The 16,551-nt window shown below is 73.5% G+C and carries 10 protein-coding genes and 1 pseudogene; 4 read left to right on the forward strand and 7 right to left on the reverse strand.

Going from position 1 to position 16,551, the window contains the following annotated elements:
• Positions 1-40: 40 nt before the first annotated feature.
• The gene (locus ACIRRH_RS37145) at positions 41-1,324 is read right to left on the reverse strand and encodes an MFS transporter (RefSeq protein WP_403076480.1); all 1,284 of its coding nucleotides are present in this window, start codon (positions 1,322-1,324) and stop codon (positions 41-43) included.
• Positions 1,325-1,412: 88 nt separating this feature from the next.
• Between ACIRRH_RS37145 and ACIRRH_RS37150 the strand changes: the two genes are divergently transcribed.
• A complete protein-coding gene (locus tag ACIRRH_RS37150; RefSeq protein ID WP_403076482.1) occupies positions 1,413-2,408 on the forward strand; it encodes an ArsR/SmtB family transcription factor in 996 nt (331 codons plus the stop codon).
• A gap of 364 nt (positions 2,409-2,772) precedes the next feature.
• On the opposite strand, the gene ACIRRH_RS37155 is transcribed toward ACIRRH_RS37150, so the two are convergent.
• Together ACIRRH_RS37155 and dnaE are read right to left on the reverse strand one after the other, a co-directional pair.
• Entirely contained in the window at positions 2,773-6,138 is a 3,366-nt protein-coding gene (locus ACIRRH_RS37155; protein ID WP_403076484.1) for a hypothetical protein, read from the reverse strand.
• Positions 6,139-6,321: 183 nt separating this feature from the next.
• Entirely contained in the window at positions 6,322-9,924 is a 3,603-nt protein-coding gene (gene dnaE / locus ACIRRH_RS37160; protein WP_403076485.1) for a DNA polymerase III subunit alpha, read from the reverse strand.
• A 145-nt stretch (positions 9,925-10,069) separates the two neighbouring features.
• Here dnaE and ACIRRH_RS37165 point away from each other — a divergent pair, with 145 nt between their 5' ends.
• The gene (locus ACIRRH_RS37165) at positions 10,070-11,140 is read left to right on the forward strand and encodes a LysR family transcriptional regulator (protein WP_403076487.1); all 1,071 of its coding nucleotides are present in this window, start codon (positions 10,070-10,072) and stop codon (positions 11,138-11,140) included.
• Between the two features lie 249 nt (positions 11,141-11,389).
• Here the strand turns inward: ACIRRH_RS37165 and ACIRRH_RS37170 are convergent, their stop codons facing one another.
• The gene (locus tag ACIRRH_RS37170) at positions 11,390-11,941 is read right to left on the reverse strand and encodes a tetratricopeptide repeat protein (RefSeq protein ID WP_403076490.1); all 552 of its coding nucleotides are present in this window, start codon (positions 11,939-11,941) and stop codon (positions 11,390-11,392) included.
• Positions 11,942-12,314: 373 nt separating this feature from the next.
• Between ACIRRH_RS37170 and ACIRRH_RS37175 the strand changes: the two genes are divergently transcribed.
• On the forward strand, positions 12,315-13,097 hold the full coding sequence (locus tag ACIRRH_RS37175; RefSeq protein WP_403076493.1) for a hypothetical protein: 783 nt from the start codon (positions 12,315-12,317) through the stop codon (positions 13,095-13,097).
• Between the two features lie 792 nt (positions 13,098-13,889).
• Here ACIRRH_RS37175 and ACIRRH_RS37180 read toward each other — a convergent pair.
• The 3 genes and pseudogenes from ACIRRH_RS37180 to ACIRRH_RS37190 form a co-directional block, all read right to left on the reverse strand.
• Entirely contained in the window at positions 13,890-14,084 is a 195-nt protein-coding gene (locus tag ACIRRH_RS37180) for a hypothetical protein (RefSeq protein WP_403076614.1), read from the reverse strand.
• A gap of 398 nt (positions 14,085-14,482) precedes the next feature.
• Complete coding sequence (locus ACIRRH_RS37185) at positions 14,483-15,445, reverse strand: DUF2510 domain-containing protein (protein WP_403076496.1); 963 nt, start codon at positions 15,443-15,445, stop codon at positions 14,483-14,485.
• A 58-nt stretch (positions 15,446-15,503) separates the two neighbouring features.
• Positions 15,504-15,728: pseudogene (locus ACIRRH_RS37190) on the reverse strand (SDR family NAD(P)-dependent oxidoreductase); the annotation flags it as partial.
• Between ACIRRH_RS37190 and ACIRRH_RS37195 the strand changes: the two are divergent.
• The gene (locus ACIRRH_RS37195; protein ID WP_403076499.1) at positions 15,722-16,210 is read left to right on the forward strand and encodes a hypothetical protein; all 489 of its coding nucleotides are present in this window, start codon (positions 15,722-15,724) and stop codon (positions 16,208-16,210) included. The pseudogene ACIRRH_RS37190 and the gene ACIRRH_RS37195 sit on opposite strands and share 7 nt — an antisense overlap.
• The last annotated feature ends 341 nt before the right edge of the window (positions 16,211-16,551 follow it).

The raw sequence follows: 16,551 nt of genomic DNA on the forward strand, positions 1-16,551 counted from the left end.
GGCGAGGCTTCGGACCTCACCACCGTCGAACGCGCGGGCTTCACGCGCTCGGGCCCGCTGCGGGTCTGGCGCGCCTCCAGGTGAGGACCCAGGCGGCGGTGAGCAGCGAGCCGGCGCCTGCCAGGGCCATCGCGCCGCCCGTGCCGCTCGCCGCGGCGATCGCGCCGAAGCAGACGGGGCCGACGCCCTGCAACGTCATGTGGCCTGAGCCCAGCAGGCCGAAGGCCTGGCCCTGGCCGTGCTCGGGGAGGACCGCCAGGAACTCCCGTTGCAGGCCCAGGCCATAGGCGAAGCCGCAGCCGGTGCAGAGCAGCAGTGCTGCCGCGGGCAAGCGGCCCGGCTCCACGGCGAAGCCGATCAGTGGCGCGCCCATCAGCGCGATCAGCGGCACCACCAAGTGCTCCCGCGTCGACGGCCGGAGCAGGCGGCCGACCAGCAGGTCGCCCAGGAGCATGCCGACCGGCAGGCAGGCCAGCAGCATGGCGTAGGAGCCGGCGGGAAAGCCGCGTGTGCCCGTGTAGGCGACGATCAGTCCCTCCGCGCCCGCGACGAAGCCGCTCGGCAGCCACTGGGCGAGCATCAGCCGGCGTACCGCGCGGTCGCGCAGCAGGGTGGTGCCGCCGCGCAGACTGTTCCGCACGGCGCCGCCACCCGTGTTGCCACCCGTGTTGCCGCTCGCGTCGCCCCGTTCCTCCCGCTCGACAGGGACAAGTGGCATCCGCAGCCGGACGGCCGCCGCGCACACCAGGTTCAGCGCCGCACCGATCGCCAGCGCCTGCCGCGGGCCCAGGGCCTCGACGACCGCGCCGCCGAGCGCCAGGCCGAACAGCTGCGCGCCGCTGGAGGCCAGGTTGTTGAGGGAGCGTCCGAGCACGTATGCGTCACCACTCAGCCAACGGGCCACCAGCCGGGCCGAGGCGCCGCTGAACACCGGCGTGGCGAGCGCGACGAGGGCGACCAAAGCCAGGCCGGCCGCCGTCGGCAACCGGACCAGGGCGAGCAGCGCCGCCGCCGCACCCTCCACCAGGAAGCCGCCGACGATCAGCGCCCGGGGCGGCAGACGGTCGGCCAGCGAGCCGAAGAGCAGCGAGCCGAACAGCTGCGGGAGGAAACCCGCTCCGAAGGCGAGGGCACTGAGCAACGCGGAGCCGGTACCCGTGAAGACCAGCACGGAGAAGGTGGTGATCCGCAACGAGCCGGCCGTCACGCCGACCACGCGGGTCACGAAGAGCAGCCGGAAGAACGGCTCGGCCAGCACCTCGCGGTAGGTCGTACGTCGCGCGGCGGCCGACTGCGCCGGGGAGGGTGGGGAAGCGGTCGTCATGCGGAGCAGCGTCGTACCAAGGGCCGGTGCACCGCGAATGATTCGCCCCAGCACGTAAGGTCTTGCGGGCGCGGTCTACTGTTGAGGCGTGCTCCGCTACACCGCCACCGCCGAGGATCTGCTGCGCAGCCGCTTCGCGCTCTCGCCGGCCTTCGAGCTCTGTGGCCTGCTGCGCCGTCTTCGCGGCATGGGCGCACCGCTGCCGGGCGGGTGGGCCGCGCGTCTCGCGCCCGGCTTCGCGCGCCTTCGCCGCGAGACTGCGCTGGACGCCGTGCTGGCCCTGCAGACCAGCTCTTCGGGCGCCAACTTCGTTGCCCCGCCGCCGCGCGGGCTCGCTCAGACCTGGGCCGACGACCTGGCGGCCATCCGGGCCACCCCGCTCTCCGTCGCCCGGGCCGAGATCGACCGGCTGGGACGCCGGGCGCCGGTCCGTGACCCGCAGGTGCGCGCGCTGCTGGATTCGGACGAGGTGGTCGACCTGATCGGCGACGCGCTCGATCGCGCCTGGAACGACCTGATGGCGCCCGACTGGTCGCAGCTGCGGGCGATCTGCGAGCGCGACGTGGTGCACCGCGTCGGCGTGATCGGCGAGCGCGGCTGGCGGGAGGCGATCGAGGGCCTGGACCGGGGACTGGTGTGGAGCGGGCTCAGCCTCCAGGTGCCGTTGCACTCCGAGAACGCGGTAGTCGACCTCTCGGGGGAGGGATTGCTGATGGTCCCCTCGGTGCTGGTCTGGCCGGGCGTGGCGGCGTTCTACGACGAGCCCTGGCCGAAGGCGCTCGTCTACCTGGCGCGCGGCACCTCGACACTCTGGGAGCGGGCCGCGCCCGGCCCGGACGCGCAGGCCACGCTGGCCGCCCTGCTCGGGCGCTCCCGGGCGCGACTGCTGGCGGAGTTGGGGACGCCCGCCAGCACCAGTCAGCTCGCCCGCAGCCTCGGCATGGCCCCCGGCGCGGTCGGCGACCACCTTGCCGTCCTGCGGGCGTCCGGCCTGCTGGCCCGGGCGCGCTCCGGCCGCGCGGTGCTGTATCGCCGCACCGCGCTCGGTGACGCGCTGGTCGGGGGTGCCACGGAAGAGATGTGACGTCCCGGGCCGGTGAGGGGCAGCTGGCCGAGGGGCCGACGTACGACCTCGGCACCGGTGTCGTCACGGGCAGCCCTTTCGCCGAGGCGCTGCCCGAGCCGGCGATGGGCGAGCGGGTCGCGCCGGCCGCGGCGATGCCCGGCGCGGTGCCCGGCGAGCTGGAGCGCGAGCTGCCCGCGCCGGCCTCCATGACGGACGCCGCCGTGGAGGCCGGCCGGGCCGCCCTGGCACCGCTTCCGCGGGCGGTGCCTGCGCGTCGCCCCGGCAGTGGGTCGAACCCGCAACCGGGTCCCCCGGCACCTTCGGGTGAGCAGATCCGGAGCCCGTTGTCGCCACGGCCCGGAGCGGTCGGCGCGGCCGCAGATCACTCCCGATGCATGACGGCCGCGAGGGCGCGCTCGCGAACGTCCGCCGACGGGTGGCGGCGCAGCTCGCGCAGCAGGGCCTGCCACTCCCGGGGCCAGCCGAGGCGATCTCCGAACGCCTCTGTCAGCGCCGTTGCGAACAGCCCGGCGGCCGGGCCGGTGTCGCCGTTCCGGCGGGCGGTCCGCGCCAGCGCGTCGAGTGTCCCGGGCGGCGGCAGTGGGCCCGAGGCGTGCTCCCGCAGCAGCGTCAGCGCGGTGAGCGCGGCCGCCGCCGGCCGGCCTCGGTGGGCGTCGGCGAGCGCGCCGAGCGCGTCTGCCAGCGTCTGCGGTCCAGCCGCCGGGTCCACCAGCCGGCGCAGCATGGCCGCCCTGACTGTCGCGAGGTCGGGTTCGGCCGCGAGCAGGTCGGCGGCGCCGGCGAGCAGCGGCCGGTGGCGGTCGTCGGCGGGGAGGTCGGCGAGGTGGGCCAGCCTCCGGCGGGCCGGTAGGTCCCGGTCGTCCCCGGCGTGGAGATCGTCCGTCCGCGCGGCGGCGGCGAGTTCGGCGAGGGTGCGGTGCAGCAGGCTGCCGGGGGCGGCGCCGCCGAGCGGGTGTGGCAGCCCGGAAGCGGCGAGCGTGCGGACGGCGCCTGCGGCCTCCCGCCAGCCGCCGCGGTTCGCCGGGTCGGTGACGGCCCGTCGGGCCACGTCGGCGGTCTCCGGGGCCCAGGCGGCCCACCGCGGCAGCGCGGCAAGGGCGGGCGCCGCGACCTCCGGGTCGGCCGAAGCGGCGACGGAGGCCACCAGGTGGGCGTAGCGGGCACGATGGGCCTCGGGTAGGTGCGCCGGATCGGCCCGTAGGACGGCGCGGCGCACGGGCGGCGGGGCCTGCCCGGCGGCGTCGGCGAGCAGCTCCCAGACCGGTTCGGCGTCCAGCAGGCCGGTCGTGAAGGCGACCGTCGCGGCGCGCACGTCGCGGTGCTGGCCCTCGACGCGGTACGCGGCGACCAGCAGGTCGGCGGCGCTCTGCGGCGGCAGGTGTTCGGCGGCCAGCCGCACGGCCTCCTTGCGGCTGGTCACCTTGCTGCCCTGTGCTCCGGACAGCAGGGCGCCGAGGTGCTCGGCGAGCTCGTGGGGCGGGGCGAACCGGGCGGCCCGGGTGGCCGCGTACACCGCGACCCGGGCGCGGTCGCCGCCCGCGTGGGCCAGCAGGTCGCACAGCGCGTCGGCGGGCCGGTCCGTCCAGGCCAGTGCGGCGAGCGCCGCCTCGGCGAGCACCACCTCGGCGGAGTCCACCTGGGCGCGGACGACCGCCTCGCCGTGCTCGGGGATCGCGGCGGCGGCGTGGACGGCCGCGGCCCGTGCGTGCAGCGGCCGGGTGGTGTCCTCGGCCGCCGCGGCGGCGAGCCCGGCGGCGGCCCGCCACTGGCGCGGGGTCCAGCGGCTCGCCGACCAGGTGGGGGGCAGGGCCGCCCGCTCCGGGCGCTTCAGGAACCTCCCGTACGGCGGCACGGGGGCGAGGAGCGGGTCGAGCAGGTCGGTGCGCCGTTCGACCAGCACGTTCTGCACCGGCGACAGGACGGCGGCGGAGGGCTCGAGTTCGAGGATCTCGGCGACCCGGGCGCCGCGGGTGCGCGGGTCGTCCAGCCACAGGGCGGCGGCCGTCGTGAACGCGCCGTCCGACCCGAACTGGAGGGCGTGCAGGAGGAGTTCCTGCAGCTCGGGGACGCCTCGGGCCCGTCGGCCGAGCGAGCGGGCCAGGGCGAACAACAGCCAGTACTCCGCGGTGTCGGCCATGGTGTCCAGCCATGGCCGCAGGGTCGCGAACACGGAGTGTTCCTGGCCCCGCCGCAGCCGGTGCTCCAGTCGGCCGAGTTCGACCGTGCCGGTCTGCCCGGCGATCCGCCGCAGGCTCCGCAGTGCCCAGTCGACCAGCTCGGCCCCGTCGGCGACGGCGTGCTCGCGCAGCACCTCGGCGACCAGCCGCTGCAGGGCGGCTCGGGTGGCGTACGAGCAGTCGCGGGCGTCGACTGCGTCCCGCACGGCGGCGTCGAGGACGGGCACCGCCGCCGGGGTCAGCAACCGGGCGGGCACCTGGACGAGCGCGGTCAGCGCCGCGCAGCGCACCGGGTCCTGCTCGTTGCGCAGCCGCGGGAGCAGACCGAGCGTGTCCTGGATGGCGGCCCGGTCGTCGGAGGCGGCCGCGTTGGCGAGCAGGCCAGTCCAGGCGGCGGCCCGGTCGTCGGCGTCCGGGCAGGAGAGGGCCGCCCGCAGCTCCGGCTGGGCCTCCTCGGTGGGCAGGTAGGCCAGGACGGGGGCGATCTGGGCCCAGGGGCGGCCCTCGGCACGGCGTGCGGCGACCTGCCGCCGCGCCTCGGCATGGCGGCGGGCGTGCGGGAACAGTGGCAGCAGAAAGGACAGTTCGGCCTCCCGCGGGAGGGCGTCGGCGTACACGAGGTCGAGGAACGCGTCGCGCCGGCCCGGCGGAAGGGTGCGCAGCAGGGCGGCGAAGCAGCGGGGCGCGGCCAGCCAGTAGCGGCCGAGAGCGGGGAGCGAGGGCGGGTCGGCGCGCACGAGTCGGCGTAGTGTGCCGCTGGTGGGCGGTGTGGTGTACGGCCCGACTGCGCCGCGCCGCGGGTCGGCGAGGATGCGGACGGTGCGTTCGGCGTCCGTGGCGGCCAGCGGCGGCAGATGATCACGGCGCAGCGGGAGGTCCGGACCGTGCCGCTCCATCAGGTCGAGGACCCGTTCGGGGCGAGCCCGTACGGTGGCACCGAGGACGTCGGCCAGGGCAGGCCACTGCCCCAGCCGCAACGTCTCGGGGCGCTCGGCGAGCACCCGCTCCAGGTGGTCCAGGACCTCGTCCGGGAAGCGTGCGGCGAGGGGTGCGAGCGGTGCGGCGTGCGCGAGGTCGGGCAGGGTCCGGGCGACGAACGCGGGACTGCAGGCGGAGAGCAGTCGGGCGGCCTCGGCGTCGCCCCACTCGGCGCGCAGGCGGCCCACCAGCCGCTCGGCGAGCCGGTGTCGGCGGCCGTGCCGGACGACCCGGGTAAGCTGCCTGCGCAGGGTGCAGGAGGCTCCGGTGAAGGCTTCCTCGATCGCCTCGTCCGGGATGCCCTGGGTGCGGGCGGCGCGCAGGGCGTATCCGCGGACCACCGGGTCGGGGTCGGTCAGCCGCTCGGTCAGGTGGCCGGTGGCGCGGCCGGCCGATGCCGCGAGCGCGGCCAGCCGCCGGCCGTACACGCCGGAGCGTTCCAGGTCGGACAGCAGCCCGGGAAGCTCGCCGTCGGGGTCGAGCTCCCGGGCCCTGCGGGCGAGGAGCCGTTGGCGCTCCGGGTGGGAGAGCGGGTCGAGGTCGGCGAGCAGCTGATCGGCTTCGTGCGGCATGCGGTCATTCTGGCCCGGCGGAGCGGGTGTCTCCTACCGGATTTCCTCTGCGCGGCCCGGGTGAGCCGGACGGCGGCCACAGCCGACGGCGGGTTCGCGCGGCGCCGGATCGGCGTCCACCGCCGCGAGGAACGCATGGGCAAGTTCTGACCTCGACGGCGGGCGGGAGTCCGGTCGGGGGTGTCATGCCGGGCCCGCCCAGGCCTCGGCGCCGAAGGCGGCCTTGATGTCGGAGACGATGGTGGCGGCGTTCACGGTGGCGGGCAGACCGTAAACGGTCGTCTTGCGGGGGTCGCGCACGACGAGCCGCAGCGGGGTGTCGCCGGGGTGGGCGGCGAGGATCCGTTTGAGTTCGGCGACGGACTGCGGGGTGATCCGGTGGGCGGGCAGGAGGAGCCGGACCGGCGGCCCGCCGGTGTGCTCGGCCGCGGACAGGTCGAGCAGGGCGAGTTCTTTTCCATGGAGGTTCAGGCTGCCGTCGCGGTCCTCGATCCGGCCGTGGACGGTGACGGCGTTGTCCTCGGCCAGGGCGTGCCGCACGAGCGGGTAGACGGCGGGGAAGAAGAGGACCTCCAGGCCGGCGTCGCGGTCTGCCAGGGTGGCGACGGCCCAGGGGTTGCCCTTCTTGGTGACCTTGTGCTGGAGGCTGGTGATCAGCCCGCTGAGCCGGACGTCGCCGGTGGTGCGGGCGGAGGTCAGGAGGTCGGCGATGGAGCAGTCGCGGGCGGCGGCGAGGACGTGCTCGGCGCCGTCGAGGGGGTGGGCGGAGACGTAGAGGCCGAGCATCTCCCGTTCGGTGGCCAGCAGTTGGCGGCGCGGCCATTCGGTGTCGTCGACTGGGATGTCGAGCCCCAGGGCGGCTGATGTGTCGTCCGTGGCGGTGAGGCCGGTGAAGAGGTCGTGTTGGCCGAAGCCGGCCGCTTTCTTGACCGGGATGATCGCGTCGATGGCCCTCTCGTGGACGGCGGCGAGGCCCTGGCGGGTGTGCCCGAGCGAGTCGAAGGCGCCCGCCTTGATCAGGGAGTCGACGGCCCGTTTGTTGAGGGCGGGCAGCTCGACCTTGTGGAGGAAGTCGGCGAAGGACGTGAAGCGTCCCTTGTTCCGACGGGCGTCGGTGATCGCCTCGATGACGCCGTCGCCGACGTTGCGCACCGAGCGCAGGCCGAACCTGACATCGTCGCCGACGGCCGTGAACTCGGCGACGGATTCGTTGACGTCGGGCGGCAGGACGCGGACCCGGTTGCGCCGGGCGTCGGCCAGGTAGAGGGCGGCCTTGTCCTTGTCGTCGCCGACCGAGGTGAGCAGGGCGGCCATGAACTCGGCCGGGTGGTTGGCCTTGAGATAGGCGGTCCAGTACGAGACGAGGCCGTAGCCGGCGGTGTGGGACTTGTTGAAGGCGTAGCCGGAGAACGGCAGCATCACGTCCCACAGGGCCTTGACCGCCTCGTCGGAGTAGCCGCCCGCCCGCATGCCGGCGTGGAACTTCTCCCACTCGGCGGCCAGGACCTCCGGTTTCTTCTTGCCCATCGCCCGGCGCAGCATGTCGGCGCCGCCCAGGGTGTAGCCGGCGAGTTGGCGGGCGATGGCCATGATCTGCTCCTGGTAGACGAGCAGGTGGTGAGTGGAGCCGAGGATGGGCTCCAGGGCCTGGTGGAGTTCGGGGTGGATCGGGGTGGGTTCCTGTTTGCCGTTCTGGCGCAGCGCGTAGTTGGTGTGGGCGTTGGCGGCCATCGGGCCTGGGCGGTAGAGGGCGTTGGCGGCGGCGATGTCCTCGAAACGGGTGGGTTCCATCAGTCTGAGCAGGGCGCGCATGCCGGCGCCGTCGAGCTGGAAGACGCCGAGGGTGTTGGCGTCGGCCAGCAGCCGGTACGTCCTGGCGTCGTCGAGGGGGATGACGGTGGTGGTCGGGTCGCTGGTGGCGGGTGCGACGGTGGCCAGATGGATGCCTCGGTTGGCGCGGATGTTCTCGATGGCCTGGTCGATGACGCCGAGGTTGCGCAGGCCCAGGAAGTCCATCTTGACCAGGCCCATGGCTTCGCAGGAGGGGTAGTCGAAGCCGGTGATCCTCGCGCCGTCGGCGGCGCGCATGTGCAGGGGGATGCGGTCGGTGAGTTTCGTCTTGGAGAGGATGACGGCGGCCGCGTGGACACCGGTGCCGCGAGTGAGGCCCTCGACCCCACGGGCGGTGTCGATCACCCGGCGCACGTCCGGCTCGTTCTCGTACAGCCGTCGGACCTCGCCGGCTTCCGCGTACCGGGGGTGGGCGGGGTCGAAGATCGCGGCGAGCGGGGCGGATTTGCCGTTCTGGTCGGGCGGCAGTGCCTTGGTGATGCGCTCGCCGTGCGCGTAGGGGTAGCCCAGGATGCGGGAGGAGTCCTTGATGGCGTTCTTGGCCTTGATCCTGCCGAAGGTGTTGACCAGAGCGGTGTACTCGTCGCCGTACTTGTCGATGACGTAGCGGACCATGCGCTCGCGTTGGCGGTCGTCGAAGTCGAGGTCGACGTCGGGCGGGTTGATGCGTTCGGGGTTGAGGAAGCGCTCGAAGAGCAGACCGTGCTCCAGCGGGCACAGTTCGGTGATGCGGGTGGCGTAGGCGACGATGGATCCGGTGGCCGAGCCACGGCCGGGGCCGAGCGGGATCCGGTTGTCCCGGGCGAAGCGGCAGATGTCGGCGACGACCAGGAAGTAGGAGCTGAAACCCATCGGGCCGATGACCGTCATCTCGGTCTCGAAGCGCTCCAGCACGTGCGGGGGGACCGGGTCGCCGTAGCGGGCGGCCAGTCCCCTGAGGACCTCCTTGCGCAGCCAGGACTCCTGGGTCTCGCCGCCGGGGACGTCCGGGTACTGCGGCATCTCGTCGACGTGGTCGAAGACCTCGCCGTAGGACTCGATCCGCTCGGCGACGAGCAGCGTGTTGTCGCAGGCCTGCGGGAGTTCGGCGAAGAGCGTGCGCATCTCCTCTGCCGTCCTGAGGTAGTAGCCGGAGCCGTTGAAGCGGAAGCGGTCGGGGGCGTCCTTGTTCTTGCCGACGCCGATGCACAGCAGGTTGTCGTGGGCGTCGGCCTGGTCCTCGGTGGTGTAGTGCGCGTCGTTGGTCGCCAGCAGGGGGATGTCCGACTCGCGGGCGAGGCGCAGCAGTCCGTCTCGGACCCCGTGCTCGATGGGCAGGCCGTGGTCCATCAGCTCCAGGAAGTAGTTCTCCCGGCCGAAGATCTCCTGGTAGGCCGCGGCGGCGGCCTTCGCCTCGTCGTACTGGCCGAGCCGCAGCCGGGTCTGGACCTCGCCGGAGGGGCAGCCGGTGGTGGCGATGATGCCGTGCGGCCGTGCGGCGATCAGCTCGCGGTCCATACGCGGCTTGCCCGCCGGGAACTGGCCCTCGTAGCTGGCCTGTGTGCTGAGCCAGAACAGGTTCCGCAGGCCCTGGGCGGTGCTCGCCCACATGGTCATGTGTGTGAAGCGGCCGCCGCCGGAGACGTCCTTGGAGCCCTCGCCGTCCTCGCCCGTGGCGCGGCGGCCGCCCTGCCCCCAGAACTCGCGTGTGCGGGCGAAGCGTGAGGAGGGAGCCACGTACGCCTCGATCCCGATGATCGGCTTGACGTCCGCGAAGTCCTTCGCGACCCGGGCGAACTCGTAGGCCCCGAACATGTTCCCGTGGTCGCTCATCGCGACCGCGGGCATCCGCTGTCGTGCCACCTCACCGAACATCGGCCGCAGGCTCTGCGCGCCGTCCAGCATCGAGTACTCGGTGTGGTTGTGCAGGTGGACGAAGGAACCGGAACCAGGCATGCGTGGGCCACCTCGTGACTGGGGCGTCTTGTCGGGTACAACCATCCGTTGGCCCGGGTCATCTAAATCGAGGCAGTGATGGCGGATCAAACAACCAGATGGCGGGTGAGCCACAAGCAATGCTTGTATCGGTAGGTTGTCAGGTGTGGATCTCAACGCTGTGCGCACGTTCGTCGCCGTCACCGAGGCCGGCCAGTTCCAGGGGGCCGCGGACGACCTCCGCCTCACCCAGCAGGCCGTCTCCCGGCGCATCGCCGTACTGGAACGGGACCTCGGGGTGCGGCTGTTCGAGCGGACGGGGCGCGGCGTCGAGCTGAGCGTCGACGGCCAGGCCTTCCTCCCCCACGCCCGCACCCTGCTCCGGGCCGAGGAACGCGCGGTCGCGTCGGTGCGCCCGGGAGCCCGCGCCCTGCGCGTCGACGTGGTCGGTCACCGGGTCGGCCCCGCCGGGCTGCTGCGGGACTTCCACACCGCCCGTCCCGACCTGCCCCTGGACGTGGTGACCCTCTTCGACCTCGACCAGGCCGTCGCCGCCCTCCGGGCGGGCTCCGTCGACGCCACCTTCCGTGCCGTCCTCGCCCCCGGGCGCCCTCTGCCCGAAGACATCGAATGCATCGCGGTGTACGACGAGGCCCTCCAGCTGTGCGTCGGCCCGGCACACCCCCTGGCCCGCGCCGCGACGGTCACACCGGTGCAGCTCGCCGGACAGCGCGCCTGGATGCCCGGCAACGCCCCCGGAACCGAATGGGCCGCCTACTACGACAGGTTCGCGGCCGCCTTCGGCATCACCCTCGACACCATCGGACCCGACTTCGGCATCGAGGCACTCCTCGACACCATCGCCGGCTCCGACTCGCTGGCCACCTTCCTCGGCGAGCGGACCCCGCTCGTCTGGCCGGCCGGCCACGACCTGCGGCGCATCCCCCTGCACCACCCCACCCCGGTCTACCCCCACTCGCTGCTCTGGCACGCGGACAACCCCCACCCGGCCCTCGCCGCCCTACGCGACTACCTCACCGCGGTGCGACCGCGCCGGGACGACGGCACCACCTGGGTGCCGGGACTGGCCGGAGAGGCCGTCACGGTGCCGGCCCCGCCCCCGCACCGTGCCGACCGGCCCCTCGCCGCACCGTCCGCGGATCCGGCAGTTCCGCCGGCAGTGAACGCCCCTCGTGCGCCCGGGACACCCGGAACCAGCCCGTGCGACAGGCGATGACGGCCCGGGACCGGGACCGGAACCGGGACCCGTCCCGGCCGAACCAGGCCGGTCGTCCGGCGCGCGGGCGGCCAGGCCGAACGCGCACTGACGCCCACACACAGCCCAGGACCGGCTGACGGCACCACGCCCGGCGGACGGGGCCGTAATGAAGGCCACGCAGGCTGGGGACACCGGCTGAAGGGCGGTGGCGACGCCAAGGAAGCCTCAGGCACCGAAGGCATGGGCCTGAGCCTGCGGGCCGGTCTGTCAGGAGCGCGCCAGTGCCGCGAGTTCGGTCTCGACGGCCACGGTGTGAGGGTGCCGGGCGCCGAAGTGCTCGCGCCAGGCGGTGGCGCAGCGGGTCAGCTGTTCTTCGGCCTCGTGGCGCCGGTCCTGGGCTGCGAGTGCGCGGCACAGGGTGGTGGCGGCCTCCAGAGCCCGGTGGTTGTTCGGGTGGTAGTGGCCTCGGGCGAGGTCGACCGCGTGCCGGGCCCGGGGCTCGGCCTCGTCCGGCCGGTCGAGGCCGAGCAGGGCCTGAGCGGTAAGGGCGACGAACAAGACGGCGAGCGCGCCCTCGCCGACCTGCGGGTCGTCCGCCTTGGCCTCGGCGAGGACCCTCAACGCCTCCGTGGCCCGACCGAGACCGTTGAGGCTCCGGGCGAGGCCGAGGGAGAGAGCCGGCCGGTCGGTGTGCAGCCGGACGACCTGCCGCAGGACGGCTTCGGCCCTCGCCCACTGTCCCTCGGCGGCAAGTCGCTTCGCCTCGTCGGCCAGTGAGTCGGCCCGGCGCTGCGACCGGGTCCGCCACCACACCTGCATGTCCGCCCCTCACCCCGGTCGCTCCGGCCCCGAGCCGATATGCGGCGGTGATCATACTGGCGTGCGCGAGCGCTGCGATGACACACCTCAACGCGTCGGAGAGTTCCGGGCCATGGCACCGTCCGCAGCTGGTGCCGCCCGCGGGCGAGCGGGCGGCACCGACCGACACGGGAGAAGAAGAAAGCCCGCCGCTGACACAGCGGACCCGAACCACTGGCCACCTTCCCCAGCGGGCGGACGGCCTGGCGGCTGCGGCAGGGCGCGACCTGCCGCCTCGCTGTTCTCCAGGACGGCGAAATCCGCTGGCAGACCGACCTTTCACGCCCGTAGCATCCGAGCCCCAGCCCCGTCCGTCATCCCGAAGGAGCGCCCCATGTCCGTGGACGCCGGCCTGTACCTGCGCTGGCCCGAGGGCCGGGCTCCGTCCGCCGAGGAGCTGGCCGAACTGTTCGGCATCACCCCCCGGAACGGGTCGGACATCTGGGGGAAGATCGTCTCGGCCGACGGCCGCAGCAGGATGTGGGTCACCGTCTCCACCGACCCGAGCGACCGCGTCGCCCCCTCCCGCACCTTCGAGTACGCCTACGACCACTGGCTCCACCTCTCCCCCTCCAAGACCGCTCCGTACCCCGAGGACACGTTCGCCGTGCTCCGCGCCCAGTGCCGGGAGATCATCGCCCGGCTGCGCCGCACCGGGCTGGTGGAGAGCGCCTTCTACGTCGACGCCGACAGTCTGACCAGCTACTGGACCGACATCCGGTCGGCCCTCGGCCCCGAGCCCCTCCCGGCCGTCGAGCTGGACGTCTGGTGGGCCGCCGAGGCCCCCACCACGTCCACGCTCCCGGCCGTCCTCACCCCGAACCTGCACCCGGCCCCGGCCGACCCCGCCCGGACCGCCCGCCTCATCCCCGCACTCGCCGAGGCCTCCGGCATCCCGTGGGACATCGCCTACCGCGCCGGCGAGCTGCCCGTCCGGCACACGGCCCGGTTCACCGGCCACCACGTGACCCCCGAGGAGCTCGACGCCTTCTCCGACCGGCTCGCCGCCGAACTGACCAGGCCCGGCGAACAGATCGACGTCGCCCTGTGGGTCAACGACCGCCTGTGCCGCTACGAGGTGGCCAACCAGCCCGTGACCGACCTCCGGGTGTGCTGACTCCGATCGCAGGGGAGCCGGCCCGGAATTCCTCCCATCAACCATGGTCTGTCCCGGCGATCATCCGAGGCGCGGGCCCGGTCACTCCGATCGCCGTACCGCACCCTCTTGGTGTTGAACCGCATGAAGTGGTCGATGCTCGTGGAGCGGCTCTCGTCGCCGAACAGGCCGACGGTCAGTGGCCGGCCCTCCTGGACCACCTGGCGTATTGCGCCGGTGACGTCGGAGTCGACCCAGACACCCGGTCGACGACACGACCAGAACTGACCCGCCCCCAAAGACGACCCAACCACGCCCCGGTCCCTGCTTGGCGCCACGCGCACCCCGAAGCCTGCGACGGCCAGGGCGCCGAGCCGGGCCGGCGTGTGCTGCGAGGTGGACGCGGCCCGCTGTCCGATCGCCGCGCACAAGCGGGCACCGGCCAGGACCGCCGATGCGGCGATCAACACGATGCTCACGAACGGGACGCCTCCCGCGACGAACGGGCGATTCACCGAGGCAGGTGGTGGCAGACTGACGGCACATCGAGGCTCCGGTACAGGGCGACTTGGCGAGGTCATCCCTTCAACCGAGGCCTCGTTGCGTTGGCCACGGGTCGGCCAGCCCGCATCACACGCCTCGTGACCCGGCCTGGAGGTCATCAAGGTTTCCGGTGGAAACCTTGATGACCGCCCCAGGCCAGGTTGCCAATGTACCGAAGAACGGGTTGCGCCACCTGTCCGCAGTCCGTTCCGACCTGCGCTGTGAAGGTTGGCGGCGCACCTCGGCAGCGCGGGTCGCGGAGGCGGGTGGTCAGCTCTTGGCGGGCCCGGCGGGCAGCGTCCGGACGAACTCGGCCGCCCGGACGCCGGCCTCGTCCTGGCCGAGTACCCGGTAGAGGGCCCGGTCCCCGGGGCCGGTATTCCGCACCACCACGCGGTGCGGGGCCCGGGGACCGGCCAGCACCCGGCCGCCCGGCGGCCCACCTCGCAAGTCCTGTTCCTGCATCACAGTCTTTCCTTGGAGGGCACCCCTCCTCACCACTTCGGGTGCTCGGGGGGGGTGGACAGGGCCGGGGCTGGGGAGCAGCTGGGCATCGGCCGTTCGGGTGCGGCGCACGCCGCGGGCAATGGGGTGCGGCGCGCACCGCACCCGCCGAGTCTCCCGTCTGCGGGGCCCGCGGGGCCAGCGGGTGGGGTCCGACGGCGATGAGGGCGCCCTGCTCAGCGGGCACCTGCGGGAGGCGTTGGCGTCGGCCGGATGGTCCTGAGCACGCGTTCGGAACTGAGCCCTTACCGGGCGGGGCCCGGCTCGGCCTGCGGACGCCAGGATCCCGGAGAGCGGCAGCAGTACGGCGGTCGGCGCTGGGATCGATGCGGCCGGCACGTCAGGCGCGGCCCAGGGCGTCAGCTGCTGCTGGAGGATCCCATCTGCTTGATGCCGGCGAGGATCTGCTCCAGCGCGGCCTTGTCCGGCGAGAGCGCGTCGTCGTCCACCGAGCCCTTGAACACCACGTAGCCGCCGCCCTTGGCCGGGAAGGTGGCCAGCAGGACATAGCCCTGGGTACCGGTCGAGGTCTGCACATGCCAGCGCTCGGCGTAACCGGGCACGCCGTCCACGCTCATGGGACCGGAACCGTAGTCGGTGTGCTGGGTGACCCCGAGGTAGAGCCCGTTCGCCCAGTCCGGCATCGCGGAGTCGGCGGCGTCCTTGGCCGTGGCGCCCTGGACCGTGTCCTTGCCGATGGCGAACATCCCCCGGACGCAGCGGTGGCCGCCGTTGCAGCTGTACTGGCCGGTGCCTTCGAACCATGACAGGTTCGGGCGGTCGGTCTCCGTGGCCCAGCCGTCGAGGATCGGGACGGTGATGGCGTGCTGCGGGTCCGGCCAGATGCCCGTGACGGGCGGCACCGGCTTGGCCGTCGTGGGCGCCGGGGTGGGAGCGGGGCTCGGCGTCAAGCCGGTGCTCCGGGAGGCACTGACCGTCGGGCTCGGGGTCGGGCCGGCCTGCGGATCGCCCCCATCGCGGAACGCGAACGCGGCTACGATCCCACCCACGGCCAGCACACCGACCACGGCACCGATGATCACACCGGGCCTGGTGCGCTGGGGGCCCGCCGCAGGCGGGTAGCCCGGGCCGGGGTAGCCGTAGCCGGCTCCCGGGTGGGCGTTCTGGCTCGCGCCCGGGTAGCCGTAGCCGGGGGCCTGACCGATGTTTCGACCCGGATAGCCGTAGCCGGGCTGCACGGCGCCGGCCTGGAACGGCCGGACTTCGTTCGTCCAGGCGTTGCCGTCCCACCAGCGCTCGTACCCGGGGGAGTTGTCCGCACCAGGGACCGGGTACCAGCCGGGAGGCGTCGAGTTGGTCACGGGCGTACGCTACCCGCCCGCCGCCGGCCCGCTCCGAGCGGGTACGTCCCAGCCCGGCCGCGGCAGGCGGCCGCCGCTCGTCGGCGACGTCAGCGGCGACGGCCGGCGCTGCCCCGCCGGCACCTGTGATGGCCTCCACCGTTTCGGCGCAGTCCGCCTCGTCCAGGTCGATCACTCCGAGCGCCAAGCCGTCGCCCGCCAGGCGCCTGGCAACAGCGGCACCGGTGCCGCGTGCCGCGCCGGTGACAATCGCCGTACGCTGCACGTGAGTTGTGTGTGTCATGGGAGGAAGTCCACGGCATCGACGCCGCGTCGCCAATCGATGTAGCGTATGGCTCAATGATCAGCTTTGTGCTCGGCGTCGAGGACCTCGCGGACACCCGCTTCGCCCTCTCACCCCTGCACGAAACCCTGTTCAGCCTGCGGGTGCTGCAGGATCCGGGCCTGTCCGCGCTGCACCTGCCCTGGCGCAGATCCGTACTCGGCAGACTCAGCACGCTCGACACCGGTCTACTGATGTCCCTGGTCGCCCAGCAGCGCACCCTCCCTGACTTCCTGACTCCGAATCCCACGAGTTTCGCGCCGGCCTTCGAGGAAGAACTCTCCGTCGTCCGCCGGGCGTCCTGCGCCCGGGTCCGCCACGACCTGCTGCTTGCACACGCACCCGACCCTCTTCCCGAAGCCCTCCGCGACGCCGCCGCCGCCGATGACGCACCTGTCGCCAGGCTCCGCGACGCCATCTGCGATCTCAGCTTCTGGAGTTGACCCCCGATCCGGTCCGTGGCCAGGTCCAGGGAGTCGAGTCCGCCGGCCGGATGACGTGGGAGGGTATCGGAGCCGCAATCGCCGGCGGCGTTGCCCAGCACTTCACCCCCGGCGCGGCCATCACTGCTGTGGCCGCGATCTCCGTCGCCATCACTGTCCTCTCCCGGCCATTCGTGGTCCGCGCCCGAGCCGTCCGCATCGAGACAGCCAACCCATACGCCAACGCGAGTCGGTAGCCGATTGCACGAGCCTTCCACGACGGCATGAGCGGCGGGCGCGGCCGGACGCGCCCGCCGCGCTCCGCTACTCGTCGACAGCGTCCGGGCGCAGCCCGGTCGGGA

Origin of the sequence: Kitasatospora sp. NPDC101235 (assembly GCF_044767505.1) — a bacterium.
Lineage (GTDB): Bacteria > Actinomycetota > Actinomycetes > Streptomycetales > Streptomycetaceae > Kitasatospora.

Bases quoted from the DNA above. Each gene is read 5' to 3' on its own strand.
- ACIRRH_RS37145 (WP_403076480.1), bottom strand. From the start codon at position 1,324: ATGACGACCGCTTCCCCACCCTCCCCGGCGCAGTCGGCCGCCGCGCGA.
- ACIRRH_RS37170 (WP_403076490.1), bottom strand. From the start codon at position 11,941: ATGCAGGTGTGGTGGCGGACCCGGTCGCAGCGCCGGGCCGACTCACTG.
- ACIRRH_RS37180 (WP_403076614.1), bottom strand. From the start codon at position 14,084: ATGCAGGAACAGGACTTGCGAGGTGGGCCGCCGGGCGGCCGGGTGCTG.
- dnaE (WP_403076485.1), bottom strand. From the start codon at position 9,924: ATGCCTGGTTCCGGTTCCTTCGTCCACCTGCACAACCACACCGAGTAC.
- ACIRRH_RS37155 (WP_403076484.1), bottom strand. From the start codon at position 6,138: ATGCCGCACGAAGCCGATCAGCTGCTCGCCGACCTCGACCCGCTCTCC.
- ACIRRH_RS37175 (WP_403076493.1), top strand. From the start codon at position 12,315: ATGTCCGTGGACGCCGGCCTGTACCTGCGCTGGCCCGAGGGCCGGGCT.